Source organism: Enterococcus italicus DSM 15952 (assembly GCF_000185365.1).
Lineage (GTDB): Bacteria > Bacillota > Bacilli > Lactobacillales > Enterococcaceae > Enterococcus_G > Enterococcus_G italicus.
The window spans coordinates 2,107,119-2,127,321 of the sequence record NZ_GL622241.1 but is presented as its reverse complement, the minus strand read 5'-3'; the positions used below and the strand labels follow the sequence as shown (position 1 = coordinate 2,127,321).

Below are 20,203 nucleotides of genomic sequence, written 5' to 3'. Positions count from 1 at the left end.
TAAAAAAATATTTGATGTCACTACTCTATTTGAGTAACAACACCAAATATTATAGAGCCTTTTATATAAGTCTTGAGAAAGTGGGTGCTTCGGCACTCTCTTTTTTCGTTATTCAATTATAGTAAATAGATCAGGCCTTTATCTTTCAGGGTTTACTACCGATAAAAAACAGCAAATCCTTGATTTTACTCAACGTGTTTCATTATTTTTAGAACAACATCAGTTAAAAATAGATGGAGAGATTTGGGAGTTACTGTGGCAAGATGAAGTATTTACAACGGAAAAGGAGTTACAAGTTTTTGAAGTGATGATACCGATAAAACCGATAAAACCGATAAAACCTGTATCTCATTAACTTGCTGAAAACCAAAAACGTGAGTATCAGCTTATACCTTTAAACAACGCTGATAACAATTGGATTCTAAGCTGTTTTTTTACCAGTTAATTGACTATGTGCAAAAATGCACTTTTAATTTGTTAGCGATTTCGATAAAATAGTAACGACCGTAATTATATGAAAGAAGGTAGTTCATTGAAAATATGTGACCATCAACCATTAAATCTTTACGGAAACTACTTAGTATCTGCTCAAAAATTTCCGTACACACTGATCTTATTTGATGAAGTGTTACGTGCATTTCCTGAATTAGAGACAGCCACGACTTATATGGAAAGTTTGGCAATCATTCAAAAACGTGCGTATCAATTGGCGCAGTTAGGAATTGGTCGTGGTGACAAAGTTTTATTATACAAGAGTCCCAAGTTTGATACGTATTTACTAGCGGTAGCCGTATCTTATTTAGGTGCGGTTCCAGCGATGATTTCTTACCATTTACCAGCAGAGACGATTGAAGTCTTTATTGATCGTTTGGAGCAACCATTTTTGATTTACGATGAAGTGACAGAAGGGCGCGTCAAGGCTGTCCGTCGTGATACCACCAATTTGGCATTATCCGTGGAGATTATTTTAGAGACTGAAGCGCCTGAAGTCCCTCAAGCAGAATTAGCGCTAGATGAGATTTCTTATATGACACATACTTCAGGAACGACAGGGATTCCTAAATTAATCTGCCATTCAGCAAATTCAATGGGCTGGCGGACAGCATGGCAAAAATCAGTGATTCACGAGATGGGGGAGCCTGGACTAGTTGCTTTTCATATTTCACCGGTTCATTCACGCTTTAATATTGGTGTCTCTTCCTTAATGGCACTAGGATTTCCAATGATGCCCCTTGCAAATCCTCAATTTGAATCAGTGTCTAAGATGCTAACTGCTCATCCACCGTTAGCGCTAGAGACGCATCCGAATCATTTTGTTCAATGGACTCAATTGGCCAAGAAGCAACCAGAACTATTTGCTCAGACGAAATATTATCATTCCACTTTTGACGCCATTAATAATGGAACCATGCGTGCATTTTTAACTGCTTCACAAGCAACAGATCCACTATTTTTACAAGTGTATGGTCAAAGTGAATGTGGTCCGATGATCATTAAAGCACACACATTAGCTTCATTGGAACATTCGAATGCTCGGGACATGGGAGTTGGGCTTGCAGATTTAACGAAAGCACGTATTTGTGACGAAGAAGGCCAAGTCTTGCCACCGAATACGGATGGCAATATCCATTTCTTATCAAAAGGACGCGCTTTGACCTATTACAAAGAAGATGCTCGCTTCCAAAAAACAGTCTTCGGCAAATGGTGGGATAGCGGCGATTACGGTAGCATGGATGAGCAAGGACATTTGTATTTAAAAGATCGCCAATTGATTCAGTGAATAGCACACTGACGATTGAGGATTATCTGTTGGATCAATTAGACTTTTTAGAAGAAGTCGTGTTGATTCGTGGTATTGATGACAAAGCTCAGCCGGTCCTAGCTGTTGTGCCAGATCAAGAGATGGATTGGGATGCTTGGTGGGAAAAAGTCAGTGACCTACCACACATGCACCACCCAATCGTACGTGCGTTTGACGAGATTCCACATACAGCTACCATGAAAGTCCAACGTTTGCAACTAGAAAAAGAATTAAAAGAACAAACGAACTAGTTTTTTGAGAAAAAAGTTGGGACAAAAGCGGTTAGCTCCGCGCAATACGTCCTAAATCCCTGAAATTGGTCCGCAATTTTAGGGAGGAATTATTGCCAAGAGAGCTGCTTTTGAAACACTGTTTTGTGTATTTAAGGGAGTGTGTTTTTCGTTTTAGAATAGGTGAGAAAGGGGTCTATCATGGCACGACCAAAGACAAAAGCTGAATTGCAAGCGGAGCTACCAAAAGCTTATGAGCGCTTGCAACAAGCTATTTCAAATTTGAGTGAGGAGCAACGAGTAGAAGAGATTGTCTTTTCAGAAGCGTTTCTTTTGAAGCATAAGGAAGCACATTGGACGAGAGACAAAAATTTACGAGATATTTTGATTCATCTCTATGAGTGGCAGCTCTTATTGTTGCATTGTTTAGAAAATCTGGAAGCTGATCGTTTTCTACCTGAGCCATATAATTGGCGGACGTATGGTCAAATGAATGATGCCTTTGTCACAAAACACCAGCATACGACACTCAGTGAAGCAAGTGAGTTACTTGAAGCTAGTCACCGGCGGATTGAGGATCAGCTGCAACGGATGTCTGAAGAAGAATTGTTTGAAAAGGGGCGATTTCGTTGGGCGGGTCATTCACATGCGGCGAGCTATTTTACGGCTAATACAATCAGTCACTATGAATGGGCCAGAAAAAAGATAACTTATTATCGAAAGCATCCGCATTCAGGTATCTAACTTACTTGTATTAAGCAGGATAGACCAAAAAGCGGGTATCTTTATAAGGTAAAATGACTACTTCTTTTTGATAGAAGCTTGATAAATGCGCGGTTGTCAGACACTCTCCACGCAAGCCTTGATGGACAATCTGGCCATCTCTTAACAATAATACATGGGTGAAATCAGTCGTAATTTCTTCGGTATGATGCGTCACCAGCACGAGATTTGGAATCTGTTTGTTGGTTACTAATTGATGAAGTCGGGCTAAGAACTCTTCTCTGGCAAATAAGTCGAGGCCATTTGTTGGTTCATCTAAAATTAGTAGTTTTGGTCGATTGATCAAGGAACGGGCGATTCCTACGAGTTGTTTTTGTCCTTGCGAGAGAGTGTGGAACGTTCGGCCAATGACTTCTTCTAAGCCAAGTTCAACTAATAATTTTTTGGCAGCGGCTAGTTGTTCATCGCTGACTTTTTGATACACACCGACACTAGCAAAATAACCAGAGACGACGATTTTTTCGGCTGTTTCATGTTCAGGAAATTCATTCAAATACGCGGGGCTAATCCAAGCGATTTTTTGCCGTAATTCGGGAATGGAGGATTGACCAAAGACAGTGCCCAGTACCGTGAGTTTGCCGCTTGATGGCCAGAGCTGACCGGTAATTAATTGCAATAGCAAGCTCTTACCAGCACCATTTAATCCTAAAATCGCCCAGTTTTGCGTTTCTTCTACTTGCCAATCGATTGCACTTAGCAACGGTTGTTTGTTACGGACAAAGGAAAGTTGTTCACATGATAATATGGTCATTTCAATTCCTCCAATGTAGTCAAATAATTGTTAAAACCATAGCACGTTGCGCCCAATTTGACAATGGTAATCCTTCGTTTTGCTTTCATGAAACTTACGAAAATTAGGTTCTCCTTAACTCGAATTGTGGTGCATAGACCAATCGATGTTGGAAACCCAAAATAATAAAAAAATTCCCATACTGTAAAAAATCCCGGTTAAATTTGATATGATGGACATCAATTCAAAAAGGGGGCAGTAAAATGGCTAATGATCGGTATCAAGAGTTAAAGCAAGCAGAAAAAGGTGCGATCATCAGTATTGTTGCTTACCTTGTCATTTCAATTTTAAAACTTCTTGTCGGTAATTGGGCAGACTCAGAAGCGTTACGAGCCGATGGATTGAATAATGCTACCGATATTATTGCATCAGTATCCGTATTAATCGGACTAAAAGTATCACGTAAACCTGCCGATGAGGATCATCGCTATGGTCATTGGAAGGCAGAAAACGTAGCCAGTCTTATTACATCCTTAATCATGATTGCTGTCGGGTTACAAGTATTATACAGCTCTATCCAGACGGTTATTAGTGAGCGAAGTGAATCACCAGACAGCATAGCCGCGCTTGTCGGCATTGTTTCGGCAGTGATTATGTATAGTGTGTATTTCTATAATAAAAAGCTAGCTGAAAAGGTTAAAAGTTCAGGATTATTAGCCGCAGCTAAGGACAATCGTAGTGATGCGTGGACAAGTATCGGGACTGCGGTCGCCGTCTTTGCCGCGACATTTCACTTGCCATGGGTCGATAGTGTCGCCGCTTTAGTAGTCGGGATCTTAATTGTCAAAACAGGGATCGATATCTTTAAGGAAAGTACGTTTACACTTTCCGATGGCTTTGATATTGCATTAATTCAGGCATACAAAGAAGAAATTCAAAAAATCCCTGGTATCACTCGGGTCCAAAGTGTCAAAGGGCGTAACTATGGGGCCAATATTTATGTTGATGTTGTGGTTGAAATGCCAGCACAACTAAGTGTCAAGCAGAGTCATGCAATCGCAGACCAGATTGAAGCACTGTTACGTGACAAGTTTGGTGTTTTTGAAATCGATGTCCATGTTGAACCAGACAATCAATAAAAAAGGCTGAGCCAGAATTGTTCAGCTACAAAGGACCAGAAAATCAGAAGTTGTTTTCAAACTTTTGGCTTTCTGGCTTTTTCGTAGCAACTAAATTTAAATCTAAATACCGTGGTTACAACTTTTCTATAAGCATCTGTAGCCTTCAAAGTAAAGATTTTTGGTATAATAGAAAGACAAGATTATAAAGGAGGAAGAAATATGAGTCTAACTTCAACCTATACATTAAAGAATGGGGTAAAAATTCCTCAAGTAGGATTTGGTACATGGCAAACGCCGGATGGTCAAGTCGCAGTCGATTCAGTCAAAGCAGCATTGGCAGCTGGCTATCGTCATATTGATACAGCGCAAGGATATAAAAATGAAGAGAGCGTTGGTCGCGGAATCAAAGAGAGTGGCGTAGCGCGTGAAGAAATCTTTTTAACGACGAAAGTTTGGAATGGCAATCATTCGTATGAATTGGCTAAAGCATCTATCGAAAAAAGTTTACATGAATTGGGTACGGATTATTTAGATTTACTGTTAATTCATTGGCCTAACCCAATTGCATTTCGTGACAACTGGGAAGAAGCAAATGCTGAAACATGGCGTGCGATGGAAGAATTTTATGAAGCTGGTAAAATAAAAGCAATCGGTGTAAGTAATTTCCGTCCACATCATTTAGACGCCTTGAGTAAAACTGCTAAAGTCTTTCCTATGGTCAATCAAATTTTCTTAGCACCAGGTGAATTAATGGCCGAAACGGTCCAATATGCCCGTGATCATGAGATGGTCATTGAAGCGTATAGCCCGCTTGGCACTGGGAAAATCTTTGATGTGCCAGAAATGAAAGAATTGGCTCAAAAGTACAATAAAACCATCGCGCAAGTAGCGTTAAGATGGTCACTACAACACGAATTCTTGCCATTACCAAAATCTGTTACACCAAGTCGAATTGAAGAAAATACTGCTATTTTTGATTTTGAGTTATCAGATGCGGATATGAAGATTATTGATGGATTAGATGGTGTTGTCGGCAAAGCCTTGGATCCAGATACAGCTCAATTTTAATCTCTGATAGAAATGTCTTACATCACAAGACAACATTAGTTACAAATAAAAATCCAAAAAATCCAAAAGTTTGTAAGACAGCTTCTGGATTTTCTGGATTTTTTTGTAACTGCAACAGGATTCTTCATTCTTTTTGGTCGATTGCATCGTACATGGTTTGAATCCAGTTGACAGAGATGGCCCATTTTTGCTTTTCATCACTAGATAAGATGGGCGGATAGCTTTCTTCGATGCCTTGTGCGCCGACTTTTGCCGCATGACCGATGTAGAGATTGGCCTCTTGATGGTAGACAGACAATGGGAAAATGCGATGGCTGTCAGTCAAGATAGCATCGATAATTTGTGCGGCCTGGTTGGCGATGCCGTATGAAGTATAGCCTTTACCGGTGAATGTTTTTTCTCCGAGTGCGAAGGTGAGTGCTTCAATTTTTTCTTGTTGCTCGGGACTGATTTGCTCTAGAATCGGACGATAGCCGATAGACGTCGCATGCCAAGCGATGAATTGTGTCTCACCATGCTCCCCTAAAATAAGGCCATCGACACTATCTGGCGCAATCGTCAAAATCTCGCCGACCGCATGCTTGAAGCGAGCAGTATCTAAAGACGTTCCAGTGCCAAAAATTTTGGATTTGGGTAGGCCGGTGAGTTCTTGTAGGTAACGAGTGATGACATCACAAGGATTCGTGATGGTCAATAAAATACCATGAAACTTAGAAGCACGAATAATAGGTCCCCATTGTTCAGCGGCTTGTTTTGTAATTGCTAATTCATCGAAACGAGTGCCTTGGCCGTTTAATACGGCGATGTCCCCCACTGCAAAAACCAATACATCTAACTCAGCTAAGGAGTTACTTGTTCCTGCATAGAGACGTGTCGTGGTGTGAGTGCCAATCTGTCCAGCCCAAAGATCAAAGCATTCTGATTCTACTAAGTTTGTTTTTTCATCAAAGAGATAGAGTTCGTCTGCAATTTGACGTTCAATTAGTGTATGGGCCACCGTACTGCCAACATGACCTACGCCGATAATGCCGATTCTTTTCATGAAAGTCATCTCCTTTATTGTTTGTCTTGATTGTAGTGTAGAACAAGATAGTGAGAAAAGATAGAAAAAATAAACAAAAAAAGTTTGAGTACCTACAATGGCTGACTCAAACTTTTAATTCTTCTAATCTTTTGACACGACCACCAATTTTGTTAGCAAATTCTTCTGAAGATTTTCGATCAGGAAACACTAATAAATTATCGGATGACTTGTCGCGTGTACGATGCCCAGTCTTGTCGATATAGCCGTGAAAAACTTTTACAACATACATTATCATCACCTCATATGTAGAATTTAGTAGTACAGGGACTACTCTATTAGAATTATACATAAAATTTGATGAAATACAATTGGAAACGTTTTAAAAAATAGAAAAAATACAAAAATAATACAGTTATTTTAGTTGTTCCTTTAATTTTCTTGGTCCATAACATAGGTTTCGAAAATTTTATGAAATTCTGGGAATGATTTTTTGAGAGAAACTAGTCGTTGTCTTTCAGAACTAAGGAAACAGTGACTACTTGTGCCAATCGTGGCTACTTGATTGGTGGTCAGGTTCACTAATTCATAGCGAAAGTCAAAGCGAGTGCCGGAATAGTTGTCTACAAATACGTGTATTTTAACCAAGTCGCCATAATGCACCATGCTCTTATACGTACAAGTAACAGCTAAGACGGGGATGATGATGCCGGCGTCTTCGATGGTGCGATACGGAAGATTGAGCCATTCGAGTAGGTCGACGCGCGCTTCTTCAAACCAACGTATGTAATTGGAATGGTGAATAATACCCATTTGATCGGTTTCATAATAATGTGGCTCGCGTGAATATCCTGGATACATAAGAAAACTCCTTTCTGTTCCTAATAATTGTAAGCAAAGTTTGAAAAAGATGCAACCTCTTACATCGTGGGTGATTGACAGAATGAAAAAAGATATGGTACTGTTCGTTTGAGATTGTTACCGCTTCATTGTGGGCTATACTCGAGGAGAGCACGTAGCTAAAGGAGAGTAACGAAGTGAGAGTTAAAAAAGTCATCAATAATAATATTGTTGTCTCTTTAGATCACTCGAATCAAGAGCTAATTGTCATGGGTAAAGGGATTGGTTTTAAGCGAAAGGCTGGCGATGAGGTCGATGCGGCTGCTATTGAAAAAGTCTATAGTATTACAAAAGAGTGGAATGTGAGCAAGTTAACCAATTTGTTATCAGCGATTCCCTTGGAAGAAATACAAGTAGCCAATGACATTATCAGTTTTGCAAAGGTCTCTTTGGGAAAAAAGCTCAGCGAGAATCTCTTTCTTACGTTATCCGATCATATTCATTTTGCTTTGGAGCGTCATCAAGAGGGCAGACAGTTAAAGAATGCGGTACTTTGGGAGATTAAGCGATTTTACAACCATGAGTTTCTAATTGGTAAAGAAGCGCTGAGTATGATCCAAAGTCGTTTACAGATTTCTTTGCCTGAGGATGAAGCAGGGTTTATCGCATTACATATTTTTAATGCGGAACTATCTGGATCTGAGGTCAACCAAGTGTCAGAAATGACTCAAACGATTCAAGCTATCTTAAATATTGTAAAATACCATTTTAATATGGAGTTAGATGAATATTCTCTTAATTTTGAGCGTTTTGTCACGCATTTGAAGTTTTTTGTTCAGCGTGTCTTTACGGATGTTCACTTGGATGGCGATGAGACAGCGGGCTTTATGTTTATGTTGAAAGATAAGTATCCAAAAGAGTACCAATGTGCATTGAAAATAGGTGAGTACATTCAAAAACAATTTGGACGAAAGCTAGACAATGACGAATTGATCTATTTAACGATTCATATTAAACGAATAACAAGTGAGTAGGATTGTTACTGCATTGCAGGCGAGACCTAACTATGTGATGAATCACGTGGTTAGGTCTCTTTTATTTTAAAGGAGGATATAGGGATGAATTACAAAGATTTAGCAGCGACTATTATTGAAAATGTCGGTGGCGAAGAAAATATTCAAGGATTGACTCATTGCGCTACTCGTTTACGGTTTAATTTGCAAGATGATAATCAACCAAAAGAAAAGGTCTTAAAAGAAACGCCAGGGGTCATGGGCGTCGTAAATAAAGGGGGACAATACCAGGTAATTATCGGCAGTGACGTGGGCAATGTCTACAGTGAAATTATGAAGCAAACGATACTTGAATCAAAAACCGATGAAAAACAAGAAGCAAGTGAACCAAAATCGAAAGTAGCCAAAGTCATTGATACAATTACGGGTATTTTTACACCTATCTTGCCAGCTATCACTGCGGCGGGGATGTTAAAGGCAGTCTTGTCATTATTGGTGGTCTTTTCAGTCCTTACAGTGGAAAGTCAAAGTTATCAAATTTTGAACTTTATGGCGGATGCAGCTTTTTACTTTTTACCTGTCTTGTTGGCAGCATCTTCTGCCCAAAAATTCAAAACCAATATGTATTTAGCAATGATGTTAGGAGGTATCTTACTACATCCTAACTTTGTTGCAATGGTGACAGCGGCTAAAGAAAGTGGCGATGCCATTCGCTTGTTTGGCTTACCGATTTCAGCCGTTAGTTACTCTTCTTCTGTTATTCCAATTATCTTGGCTGTTTGGTTCTTATCTTATGTAGAACCGATTGCCGATCGAATTTCACCAAAAGCAATCAAATTCTTTAGTAAACCATTGATTTCGATTGCAGTTGTGGGGATTGTTACGTTAACGATTTTAGGTCCAGTTGGGTATTTGATTAGTGATTGGATTTCAACGGGTATTACGTTCTTAGAAAGTGTTAGCCCTTGGATTGTACCGTTGTTATTAGGAACATTTACACCATTGTTTGTGGCAACTGGGACACACTATGGTCTAGTACCGATTGGAATCAATAACCGTATGACATCGGGCTATGACACAGTGATTTACCCAGGGATGTTAGCATCAAATGTCAGCCAAGGTGCGGCAGCGTTAGCCGTTGGGGTGAAGTCAAAAAATCAAGCGACGAAACAACTTGCTTTTTCGGCCGGTTTGACAGGGATTTTTGGAATTACAGAGCCAGCTTTATATGGGGTTAACTTACGCTACAAAACACCATTGTATGCAGCAATGATTGGTGGTGGAGTTGGTGGTTTATTTATGGGTATTTTCCGCGTGAAGAACTTCTCAGGTGGTTCACCAGGTCTACTAACATTGCCTAGCTACATTGGCGACAATACATTGAGTCATTTTTACTTTGCTTGTATCGGTGCAGTAATTAGTATCGTGATTACCTTTATCGTCACGTTCATTTTATTTAAAGAAAAAACAGATGAAACAAGCACCACAGAAGTAGCACAACCAACCGTAAAAACAACGGAAGATAGTGATGTCTTTGCCCCAATCAATGGAGAAGCTGTGGCACTTGAAGCTGTAGCAGATGGCATGTTTTCAGAAGAAATCTTAGGACAAGGGATGGCGATTATTCCTAGCGAAGGAAAAGTCTATGCACCATTTGATGCGACCGTTAGTTCGACGTTTGATAGTGGTCATGCGATTGGCTTGACTAGTAAAAATGGCATCGAGTTGCTAATTCATGTCGGAATTGATACAGTAAAATTAGATGGTGAAGGGTATAGCTATGCTGTTGCAAAAGGACAAGAAGTCAAAAAGGGTGACTTGCTACTAATATTTGATCCACAAGTCATTGTCAAAAATGGCTTAAATCCAATTACACCAGTTGTGATTACGAATACCAATGAGGTAGGAGAAATTTTAACAATTAACGAAGGTGCGATTCATAGCGGCGATCAATTCATCAAAGTCTTTCATCAAAAAAGAAACGAGGTATGATTGAATGGGATTTAGAAGCGATTTTTTATGGGGCGGTGCAACGGCTGCCAATCAATGTGAAGGTGGATATGACCAAGGTGGACGCGGTCTAGCGAATGTCGATGTCATTCCGACTGGTCCGGATCGTTCAGCGATTATTCAAGGAAAAGAAAAAATGTTGGCATTCGATGACACACATTTTTATCCAGCGAAAGAAGCAATTGATATGTACCATCATTACAAAGAGGACATTGCGCTCTTTGCTGAAATGGGATTCAAGACGTATCGTTTATCAATCGCATGGACACGAATCTTTCCTTTGGGTGATGAGCTAGAGCCGAATGAAGAAGGCTTACTCTTTTACCAACGATTGTTTGAAGAATGTCAAAAGCATGGCATCGAGCCGTTAGTTACGATTACGCATTTTGATTGTCCGATTCATTTGATTAAAGAATATGGTGGCTGGCGCAATCGTAAAATGCTGACATTTTATGAACGTCTTTGCCGCACAGTCTTTACACGCTACAAAGGGTTGGTACGTTACTGGCTGACCTTTAATGAAATCAATATGATTTTGCATGCCCCATTTTTAGGAGCGGGCTTGTGCTTTGAGCCTGGCGAGGATGAAGAACAAGTGAAGTACCAAGCCGCCCACCATGAGTTAGTTGCTTCAGCGATTGCAACCAAGATTGCTCATGAGATAGATCCTGAAAACCAAGTCGGTTGTATGTTGGCAGCCGGATCGTATTATGCCTTTAATTGCAATCCGGAAAATGTTTGGTCAAGCCGGACAAAAGATCGTCAAAATTATTTCTTTATTGATGTCCAAGCACGCGGCTACTATCCGACCTATGCGCTAAAACAAATGGAACAAGCAGGCATTGAATTGGTGACAGAAGAAAAAGATTTTGAGTTATTGGCGGAACATACAGTTGATTTTATTTCATTTTCTTATTATTCTTCGCGTGTCGCACCGGTCAAAGATGGAGAGCAAGCAGAGACAGCGGGGAATATCTTTGCCTCTGTCAAAAATCCCTTTTTAGAAGCGAGTGAATGGGGCTGGCAAATCGATCCACTAGGGCTAAGAATTACATTGAATGATATCTGGGATCGGTATCAAAAGCCAATGTTTATTGTAGAAAATGGTCTAGGGGCAGTCGATGTACCTGATGAAACTGGCTATGTCGAAGATGATTACCGTATTGATTACTTGGCAGCCCATATTCAGGCGATGAAAGATGCCGTAGAACTAGATGGCGTGGATCTGATAGGCTACAATACTTGGGGCTGTATTGATTTGGTCTCAGCGGGGACAGGTGAAATGAAAAAACGCTATGGCTTCATCTATGTCGATCGTGACAATGAAGGCAATGGGACCTTAAAGCGTACGAAGAAAAAATCATTTGATTGGTACAAGCAAGTCATTGCCTCAAATGGTGAAAACTTAGCACAAAACTAATTACAAATGACATAGTTTTTGCGGCAAGCCGTTAAATTTGAGCAACCATTTCAGAATTTGTGGCCGTGAGAATCTTTTGCCATCGCCACTTGTGTTTGACCTTGACTTTTTGATAGTTTTCAGGTAGTTTATACGTATTATAGAGAAAATCGATGAAGGAAAAGGTAATTAATTTTCATTTGCTAGAGAGAACTACCTGAGGCTGGAAGTAGTTTGGTGAGATTAATGAGGAGACATTCTGGAGATGCGTGAGCGAAAAGCCACGACCGTGTACGAGCGTTAATCGTTGAGGAAAGAATCCAGTATTCTTTCAAATTTAGGTGGTACCGCGTGTAACTATTGACTCGCCCTTGTGTAGACAAGGGCGATTTTTATTTTTTAGGAGGAGAAAAAGGAATATGAAATATCAACGACCAAAAGGGACAAATGATATTTTGCCAGGTGAATCAGAGAAGTGGCAATTTGTAGAAGAAACAGCAAGACTGCTATTTAAAGATTATCAGTTTGATGAAATTCGGACACCGTTATTTGAGCACATTGAAGTCATTTCAAGAAGTGTCGGGGATACATCTGACATCGTGACCAAGGAAATGTATGATTTTTATGACAAAGGAGATCGTCATATTACCTTGCGGCCAGAAGGGACTGCACCAATTGTCCGTTCCTTTGTGGAAAATAAATTATACGGTCCGGAATTTCCGAAGCCGTATAAAGTCTACTACACTGGACCGATGTTTCGGTATGAGCGTCCGCAAAAAGGTCGTTTGCGTCAATTTCACCAAATCGGGGTTGAGTGCTTTGGCTCCAAAAATCCGGCGACTGATGTAGAGATTATGGCGATGGCCTTGGCGTTCTTTGAACAGCTCGGCATTAGCGATTTACGCTTAGTTATCAATACACTTGGGGATAGTGAGACACGCGTGTCGTATCGTCAAGCATTGATTGAGTATTTAACGCCATTTGAAGAGCAATTGAGTGCTGATTCAAAACGACGCCTACACGAAAATCCATTGCGAGTGCTAGATAGCAAAGACAAAAAGGACAAAGAAATTGTAGCCAATGCACCGCAAATCTTAGATTACTTAACAACTGAATCAAAGACCCATTTTGAGACAGTGACAGCGATGCTAGACACATTAGGCATCGTGTATGAAGTCGATAGCAACATGGTGCGTGGTCTGGATTACTATACGCATACAATTTTTGAAATCATGCATGACTCAGACGCATTAGGGACCCAATCGACAATCTGTGCTGGAGGCCGCTATGATAATTTGATTGAAGAATTCGGTGGCGAATCAACTCCTGGTTTTGGCTTTGGTATCGGGATTGAGCGTGTCTTATTGACACTCGACTCAGAAGGAATCGAGCTACCAACGATTGACACGATTGATGCCTATGTGGTGCATTTAGGTGACGAGACAAATGTAGAAGCCTTGAAATTAGTACAAGCGATTCGCAATGCAGGATTTTCGGCAGACCGTGATTATATGGGACGCAAAGCGAAAGCTCAGTTTAAATCAGCTGACAAAGCCAAAGCCCGTCTAGTCGTAACAATCGGTGATTCCGAATTGGCCGAGCAACAAGTGAAAATTAAAAATATGGCGACGCGGGTGGAAGCAACGTACCCATTAGCCAAAATCTATGATGAATTTGCAACAGTATATGATGAAATGATAACAAAAGGAGAATAGAAACAAATGGAAAAACGATCGGTGTATTGTGGTTTAGTAAATGAAGAATGGTTAGACAAGCGAGTCGTCTTAAAAGGTTGGGTGCAAAAGCGTCGCGACTTAGGTGGCGTGATTTTCATCGATCTACGTGACCGTGAAGGAATTGTCCAAGTCGTCTTTAACCCTGCGACTTCAGAAGAAGCATGGGCGATTGCGGACAAATGCCGTAGCGAATACGTCATTGAGATAAGCGGAACAGTGATTCAACGTTCACCAGAAGCGGTTAATCCGAAGATGCAGACAGGTGCCTATGAAGTCATGGCTGATCAAATTACGATTTTAAATCGGGCGAAAACGCCACCATTCCCTATTGAAGATGAAAATCAAGTCGGTGATGACATTCGTATGAAGTACCGTTACCTTGATTTACGTCGTCCACAAATGACAAAAAACTTATTGCTACGTACAAAGACGACACAAGCGATTCGTCGTTACTTAGATGACAATGATTTCTTAGATATCGAAACACCTTATTTGGCAAAATCAACTCCGGAAGGTGCACGTGATTACTTGGTACCATCACGAGTTCATCCAGGTCATTTTTATGCCTTGCCACAATCACCACAAATCTTTAAACAATTGTTAATGGCTTCTGGCATGGATCGTTACTATCAAATCGTCCGTTGTTTCCGTGATGAAGATTTACGGGGAGACCGTCAGCCTGAGTTTACCCAAGTCGATATCGAAACAACGTTCTTAACGGCAGAAGAAATCCAAACGTATACTGAAGGCTTGATTCAAAAAGTCATGAAAGACGTTAAAGGAATCGACGTGACTTTACCATTCCCACGTATGACATGGCAAGAAGCGATGAATCGTTACGGTAGCGACAAGCCAGACACACGCTTTGAGATGGAATTAATTGATCTTTCTGAGACAGTGAAAGACATTGACTTTAAAGTATTCCAAATGGCAATCGAAAACGGTGGCGTCGTAAAAGCCTTAAATGCCAAAGGTGCAGCAGATAAATACTCACGTAAAGATATGGATCAACTAGGACAATATGTCAGTCAGTTTGGTGCCAAAGGGCTTGCGTGGTTAAAAGTCGAAGAAGATGGCTTAAAAGGTCCGATTGCTAAATTCTTCAAAGAAGCGACCGAAGCAATCATTGCGGCAACAAATGCGGAAGTCGGGGACTTATTGATGTTTGGAGCAGACTCATTTGAAGTCGTTTCAGCGACATTAGGTGCCGTTCGTACTCGTCTAGGTAAAGAACTAGGCTTAATTGATGCGACGAAGTTCAATTACTTATGGGTTGTAGATTGGCCACAATTTGAATACGATGAAGAAGCAGGCCGCTATGTATCTGCTCACCATCCATTCACTATGCCTAAAGCGAGCGATGTAGAACTTCTAGCTACTGATCCAGCGCGTGTCCATGCGGAAGCATATGATATCGTCTTAAATGGCTACGAATTAGGTGGCGGATCATTGCGGATTCATACCCGTGAAGTGCAAGAGCAAATGTTTGAAACATTAGGCTTCTCACGTCGCGAAATGACAGAACAATTTGGCTTCTTATTAGAAGCATTAGACTATGGTTTCCCACCACATGGAGGAATTGCCTTAGGATTGGACCGCTTTGCGATGTTATTAGCAGGTGAGGACAATATTCGTGAAGTCATTGCCTTCCCTAAAAACGGTCGTGCAATCGATCCAATGTCACAAGCGCCAAGCACAGTATCACCGCTTCAATTATTTGAATTAAATATTGATGTGACGACAAGCGAAGACGACGAATAAAAAAGCACTGGCAGTCGAATTGTAGGGAAGCCTAGAATTTCGACTGCTTTTTTTAGGGGCATTGTGTATAATGGGTATGAAAGAAAAAGAATAAAGTGAGGAAGAATTCGTTCATGAATTGGTTATTTAAGTTTTTCCCTCATCCGGACTATGCGGCAAAATTTTCATTTGCGGTAGTCTATGCGTTGCTGGCATCTGTTTCAGTGCGCCTTTTTTATGGACCTGGGAAGATCTATTCAAGTGGAATTACCGGTATTGCTCAGATTTTGTCGACATTGTCTAATCGATTGATTGGTTTTGAAGTTCCTGTATCACTCATGTTGTTATTGTTAAATTTGCCGTTATTCTTTTTAGGGTGGCACAAAATTGGACACAAGTTCACCTTTTTCACTGGTATTACCGTTGTCTTGACTTCGGTTTTTATGCAAGTAATTCCCAGTGAAGTGTTATCCAAAGATCCAGTGATTTGTGCGATTTTTGGAGGTGCAACGATGGGCGCAGGGATTGGCTATGCGTTAAAAAATGGTCTGTCCTCTGGTGGTCTTGATTTTATTAGCATTGCGGTGCGCAAAAAGACAGGGAAGTCGATTGGCTCGATTTCGATCTTTTTTAATTTTCTAATCATGATTGCAGCCGGAATTTTGTTTGGTTGGCAGTCGGCATTGTATAGCGCACTTGCTATTTTCGTATGTGGGAAGGTGACCGATGCTGTCTTTACGAAGCAAAAGAAAATGCAAGTCACGATTATTACGCGTTTTCCTGATGAGGTCGTTCACACGATTCAAGACCACATCCGGCGAGGGATCACGATTATCCACGAAGCAGAAGGTGCGTATCGCCATGATAAGCAGACTGTTTTGATTACAGTCGTGACGCGCTATGAGTTACCTTTATTAAGACAAGCTATGCGAGAGTCTGATCCCAAGGCCTTTGTCAGTATTGCCGATAATGTGCAAATTTTGGGCCGCTTTTACGAAGAACAACTATAAAACAAGGAGGCCACTTGGTCTGCTTGTTTTTTACGATTAACTTTTTACCAAATTTTGCTAAATTATGTAGCTGTTCTCATGCTTTTTTTGCCATTTTGTGGCATGATTACTAAAGAAAGTTTAAGTAGTGAGCTACTTTAGATTAAGATAAAGGATTTATAAGATGAAAGAAAAAACAATGAAAAAAAGTCGTTACATTACTGGGATTGATGGCTTACGTAGTTTGGCTGTTATAGGGGTTATTTTGTATCATCTCATGCCAACAACGATGCGCGGGGGGTATCTAGGTGTTCCCATTTTTTTTGTGATTTCAGGATATTTGATTACGGATTTGTTGCGTCAAGAATGGCAACGGACGCAAAAAATTAACGTGAAGCAATTTTATTATCGGCGAATGAAGCGTCTCTATCCGGCGTTGGTCGCGTTATTACTAGGGTCATCGTTTTATATTACGTTGTTTCAGCGAAATTTATTGAATAATTTGCGTGGCGTGGTGGTCAGTAGTTTACTCTATCTCAATAACTGGTGGCAGATCAAGCAAGGCTTTTCCTATTTTGATCGCTTCACCAATGAATCACCGTTTACCCATCTCTGGTCGTTGGCTGTAGAAGGGCAGAACTATCTCATTTGGCCGGTACTCTTTTATTTATTGGTTCGTTTTGTGAAAAAACGCAGCACGATTTTTTATTTTTTGACTGGCATGGGCATTGCATCCGCCATCTTAATGGCTGTTCTTTATCAGCCCAGTGGTGATCCGACACGGGTCTACTACGGCACGGATACACGACTGTTTTCTTTATGGATGGGGAGCGCATTAGCCTTTATCTGGCCGTCCAACCATTTAAAAGAAAAGATTCCGTCCCAAGCTAAAAAGTTATTAAATGTAGCAGGTTTTACGTCTGTGCTTTTCTTACTCGTGGCGCTCTTTTTCTTAAGTGATCAGTCGTCATTTGTCTACTATGGGGGCTTGTATCTCATTAGTATACTCTCGACAATTGCAGTCGCTATCACTGCCCATCCTGGCGCGAGTTTGAATCGTTGGCTAACCAATCCGATCTTTGCCTATATCGGCAAACGCAGCTATGGCATTTATTTGTATCAGTTTCCGGTAATGATCTTCTATGAAGCGAAAGTCTCCAATTTAGCTGATCATATCTGGTTGCATACACTGATTGAAGTTCTTTTGATTTTAGGCATTAGTGAATTATCGTATCGCTTTATTGAAGAGCCATTTCGGAAGTTTGACTATAGTCAGACATGGCCGACCGTGCGTGATTGGTTTGCTCGTCCGATAATCAGTAAAGCGAAGCCTTGGCAATTGCCAGCTGCGATTGTGACAGTGGTGGCGTTAGTCGGAATTGTGACCGCTCCAAAAGATCAAGTCGATGCTGAACAAAAAGAATTTCAAACGGAAATTTCCCAAAATCAAAAGATTGCTGAAAAAACCAAACAACAAACAACGACTGAAAGTTCTACTGCAACGACGGACACTGTCGACTCAGCGACGAAAGAAGAGGAAGAAGAAGTCTTTAGCACAAATGTGTCCGATATTATGAAAAAATATGACCTATCTAAAAAGATAGTCGAAGCAGCTCAGATAAAAGAAGTGACTATTTTTGGAGATTCCGTCGCATTAGGAACAGCAAAAAATATCAATGAAGTCTTTCCTAAAGCTGTCGTCGATGCACAAGTCGGCCGTCAACTCTATGGCACGGTCCCATTGTTGCAAAAATTAGCTGAACAAGGCTTACTGAAAGATACGGTCGTGATTGCTTTAGGAACCAATGGACCAGCGACTTCGGCTCAGTTTGATGAATTGATGGCCTACCTGGGTGATCGCAAGGTCTATTTTATGAATGTCCGAGTGCCCACTCAGCGCTGGCAAAATGATGTGAATGATTTATTGACTGAAAAAGCGAAGCAATACAGCAATATGAAAGTCATTGATTGGTATGACTTAAGTAATGATCACGATGACTGGTTCCGACCAGACCGTGTGCATCCGACCGTACCTGGTCGGATTGCCTATACGCGCTTACTTGCTAAGGCTATTTTGAAATAGAAATTTCACAAATCAGCTACAAAAGAATTTTCATTTGGAAAATAAAAGTGATATGATGATAGAGATTAAGAACGGAGGTTTTTTTCATGACAACGGATTGGAAAAAAGAAGTCGCTGCGAGAAAAGACGACTTATTAAGTGATTTAGAAGCACTATTACGTGTAAAAAGTGAACGGGAAGATGACAAAGCGACAGCTGATGCACCTTTTGGACCTGGTCCACGGGCTGCATTAGAAAAAATGTTAAGCTTTGGTGAACGCGATGGCTTCACCGTCAAAAATGTCGACAACTATGCTGGTCACATTGAATTTGGTGAAGGAGACGAAACACTAGGTATCTTCGGTCACATGGATGTCGTGCCTGCTGGCGATGGCTGGGATACTGATCCATACGAACCAGTGATTAAAGACAACAAAATCTATGCTCGTGGATCATCTGATGACAAAGGACCAAGTATCGCTGCATACTATGGGATGAAAATTATCAAAGAACTCGGTCTACCTTTATCGAAAAAAGTCCGCTTTGTTGTCGGTTCTGATGAAGAAAGTGGCTGGGGGGATATGGATTATTACTTCCAACACGAAGAAAAACCTGATTTCGGCTTTTCACCTGATGCCGAATTTCCAATCATTAACGGGGAAAAAGGAAATATCTCATTGCTCGCTCACTTCAGCTCATCAAATGAAGGCAGCTATACATTGCAATCATTCAAGAGCGGCTTGCGTCCAAACATGGTGCCAGGATCTGCCACTGCCAAAGTGACCTTGCCTGCAGCAAGTGACTTTGCGGAATTTGAAGTCGCACTAAACGCATTTACCGATGAACATCCAGTAACGGCTAAGGCTACTCAAGCAGATGCGACAGTAACTGTTGAGCTTGTCGGTAAGAGCGCACACGGGGCACATCCATCCGCTGGGATTAATGCCGGTACATTTTTGGCTCTATTCCTAGATCACTTTGATTTTGCTGGCGGAGCAAAGAGCTTCTTACATGTCGCAGGTGCGTACATGCATGAGGACTTTGATGGGAAAAAATTAGGCGTGGCCTACAATGATGAAAAGATGGGCGAATTAACCATGAATGCTAGTCTATTTCATTTTGAAGATGGCGCCAAAGAAGCAACCATCAACTTAAACTTCCGTTACCCTCAAGGTACGACGGCTGAAAACTTAGAAGCTGGTCTTGAAGAATCTATTGGTTCTTACGGCGTAACAACGACGCGTGAGCCACATCATATGTTGCCACACTATGTACCAGTTGATGATCCATTGGTTGCGACATTGCTTTCAGTATATGAAGACCATACTGGCCAAAAAGGATACGAACAAATTATTGGTGGCGGAACATTTGGCCGTCTATTAGAACGCGGTGTTGCGTATGGCGCGATGTTCCCAGGCTATACTGATACGATGCACCAAGCAAATGAATTTATGGACTTGGATGATTTATTCAATTCAGCCGTTATTTTTGCGGATGCTATCTATCGACTAGCCAAATAAGCTGAGACAGAATTGTTCGGCTACAAGCAAAAAACCAGATCGTCCAGAAGTTGGCACAACTTTTGGATGATCTGGTCTTTTATAATTGTCTTGCTAATTGGATGTAGCAAAAAATAGTTAGTTCAAGTCCTTAATAAGTC

General features: G+C 40.8%; 15 protein-coding genes and 1 pseudogene. 12 read left to right on the top strand and 4 right to left on the bottom strand.

The genetic code is table 11. The features are described from left to right. The first annotated feature begins 514 nt into the window (after positions 1 to 514). Both HMPREF9088_RS09810 and HMPREF9088_RS09805 read left to right on the top strand, forming a co-directional pair. Positions 515 to 2,052, top strand: a pseudogene (locus HMPREF9088_RS09810) (class I adenylate-forming enzyme family protein). Between the two features lie 180 nt (positions 2,053 to 2,232). After that, positions 2,233 to 2,775 (top strand): ClbS/DfsB family four-helix bundle protein, encoded by a 543-nt coding sequence (locus HMPREF9088_RS09805; RefSeq protein ID WP_007209092.1) that lies wholly within the window; start codon positions 2,233 to 2,235, stop codon positions 2,773 to 2,775. A 10-nt stretch (positions 2,776 to 2,785) separates the two neighbouring features. Here HMPREF9088_RS09805 and HMPREF9088_RS09800 read toward each other — a convergent pair whose 3' ends face one another. Further along, positions 2,786 to 3,565 carry an ABC transporter ATP-binding protein gene (locus tag HMPREF9088_RS09800; RefSeq protein ID WP_007209091.1) on the bottom strand — a complete coding sequence of 260 codons (780 nt, stop codon included), beginning with the start codon at positions 3,563 to 3,565 and terminating at the stop codon, positions 2,786 to 2,788. 242 nt (positions 3,566 to 3,807) lie between these two features. Between HMPREF9088_RS09800 and HMPREF9088_RS09795 the strand changes: the two genes are divergently transcribed. Together HMPREF9088_RS09795 and HMPREF9088_RS09790 are read left to right on the top strand one after the other, a co-directional pair. Continuing rightward, positions 3,808 to 4,683 (top strand): cation diffusion facilitator family transporter, encoded by an 876-nt coding sequence (locus HMPREF9088_RS09795; RefSeq protein ID WP_007209090.1) that lies wholly within the window; start codon positions 3,808 to 3,810, stop codon positions 4,681 to 4,683. Between the two features lie 201 nt (positions 4,684 to 4,884). Beyond that, complete coding sequence (locus tag HMPREF9088_RS09790) at positions 4,885 to 5,733, top strand: aldo/keto reductase (protein WP_007209089.1); 849 nt, start codon at positions 4,885 to 4,887, stop codon at positions 5,731 to 5,733. A gap of 124 nt (positions 5,734 to 5,857) precedes the next feature. On the opposite strand, the gene HMPREF9088_RS09785 is transcribed toward HMPREF9088_RS09790, so the two are convergent. The 3 genes from HMPREF9088_RS09785 to HMPREF9088_RS09780 form a co-directional block, all read right to left on the bottom strand. Further along, positions 5,858 to 6,775, bottom strand: a complete 918-nt coding sequence (locus HMPREF9088_RS09785; protein ID WP_007209088.1) for a lactate/malate family dehydrogenase — start codon at positions 6,773 to 6,775, stop codon at positions 5,858 to 5,860. Positions 6,776 to 6,881: 106 nt separating this feature from the next. Continuing rightward, positions 6,882 to 7,046, bottom strand: coding sequence for a hypothetical protein (locus HMPREF9088_RS12105; RefSeq protein ID WP_169309450.1), 165 nt, complete (start codon positions 7,044 to 7,046; stop codon positions 6,882 to 6,884). Positions 7,047 to 7,186: 140 nt separating this feature from the next. After that, the gene (locus HMPREF9088_RS09780) at positions 7,187 to 7,615 is read right to left on the bottom strand and encodes an acyl-CoA thioesterase (protein WP_007209086.1); all 429 of its coding nucleotides are present in this window, start codon (positions 7,613 to 7,615) and stop codon (positions 7,187 to 7,189) included. A gap of 176 nt (positions 7,616 to 7,791) precedes the next feature. Here HMPREF9088_RS09780 and licT point away from each other — a divergent pair, with 176 nt between their 5' ends. The 8 genes from licT (at position 7,792) to pepV (ending at position 20,063) form a co-directional block, all read left to right on the top strand. Beyond that, positions 7,792 to 8,628: a BglG family transcription antiterminator LicT gene (gene licT, locus HMPREF9088_RS09775; RefSeq protein ID WP_007209085.1), complete on the top strand. Its 837-nt coding sequence runs from the start codon at positions 7,792 to 7,794 to the stop codon at positions 8,626 to 8,628. 84 nt (positions 8,629 to 8,712) lie between these two features. Continuing rightward, positions 8,713 to 10,599: a beta-glucoside-specific PTS transporter subunit IIABC gene (locus HMPREF9088_RS09770; RefSeq protein WP_007209084.1), complete on the top strand. Its 1,887-nt coding sequence runs from the start codon at positions 8,713 to 8,715 to the stop codon at positions 10,597 to 10,599. A 4-nt stretch (positions 10,600 to 10,603) separates the two neighbouring features. Next, the gene (locus tag HMPREF9088_RS09765) at positions 10,604 to 12,037 is read left to right on the top strand and encodes a 6-phospho-beta-glucosidase (RefSeq protein WP_007209083.1); all 1,434 of its coding nucleotides are present in this window, start codon (positions 10,604 to 10,606) and stop codon (positions 12,035 to 12,037) included. Positions 12,038 to 12,435: 398 nt separating this feature from the next. Then, complete coding sequence (gene hisS, locus HMPREF9088_RS09760) at positions 12,436 to 13,731, top strand: histidine--tRNA ligase (RefSeq protein WP_007209082.1); 1,296 nt, start codon at positions 12,436 to 12,438, stop codon at positions 13,729 to 13,731. A gap of 6 nt (positions 13,732 to 13,737) precedes the next feature. Continuing rightward, positions 13,738 to 15,513, top strand: a complete 1,776-nt coding sequence (gene aspS, locus HMPREF9088_RS09755) for an aspartate--tRNA ligase (RefSeq protein ID WP_007209081.1) — start codon at positions 13,738 to 13,740, stop codon at positions 15,511 to 15,513. A gap of 113 nt (positions 15,514 to 15,626) precedes the next feature. Then, positions 15,627 to 16,502: a YitT family protein gene (locus tag HMPREF9088_RS09750; RefSeq protein ID WP_007209080.1), complete on the top strand. Its 876-nt coding sequence runs from the start codon at positions 15,627 to 15,629 to the stop codon at positions 16,500 to 16,502. Between the two features lie 163 nt (positions 16,503 to 16,665). Continuing rightward, complete coding sequence (locus HMPREF9088_RS09745; RefSeq protein WP_007209079.1) at positions 16,666 to 18,564, top strand: acyltransferase family protein; 1,899 nt, start codon at positions 16,666 to 16,668, stop codon at positions 18,562 to 18,564. Between the two features lie 86 nt (positions 18,565 to 18,650). Then, positions 18,651 to 20,063: a dipeptidase PepV gene (pepV, locus tag HMPREF9088_RS09740; protein ID WP_007209078.1), complete on the top strand. Its 1,413-nt coding sequence runs from the start codon at positions 18,651 to 18,653 to the stop codon at positions 20,061 to 20,063. Positions 20,064 to 20,203 lie beyond the last annotated feature (140 nt).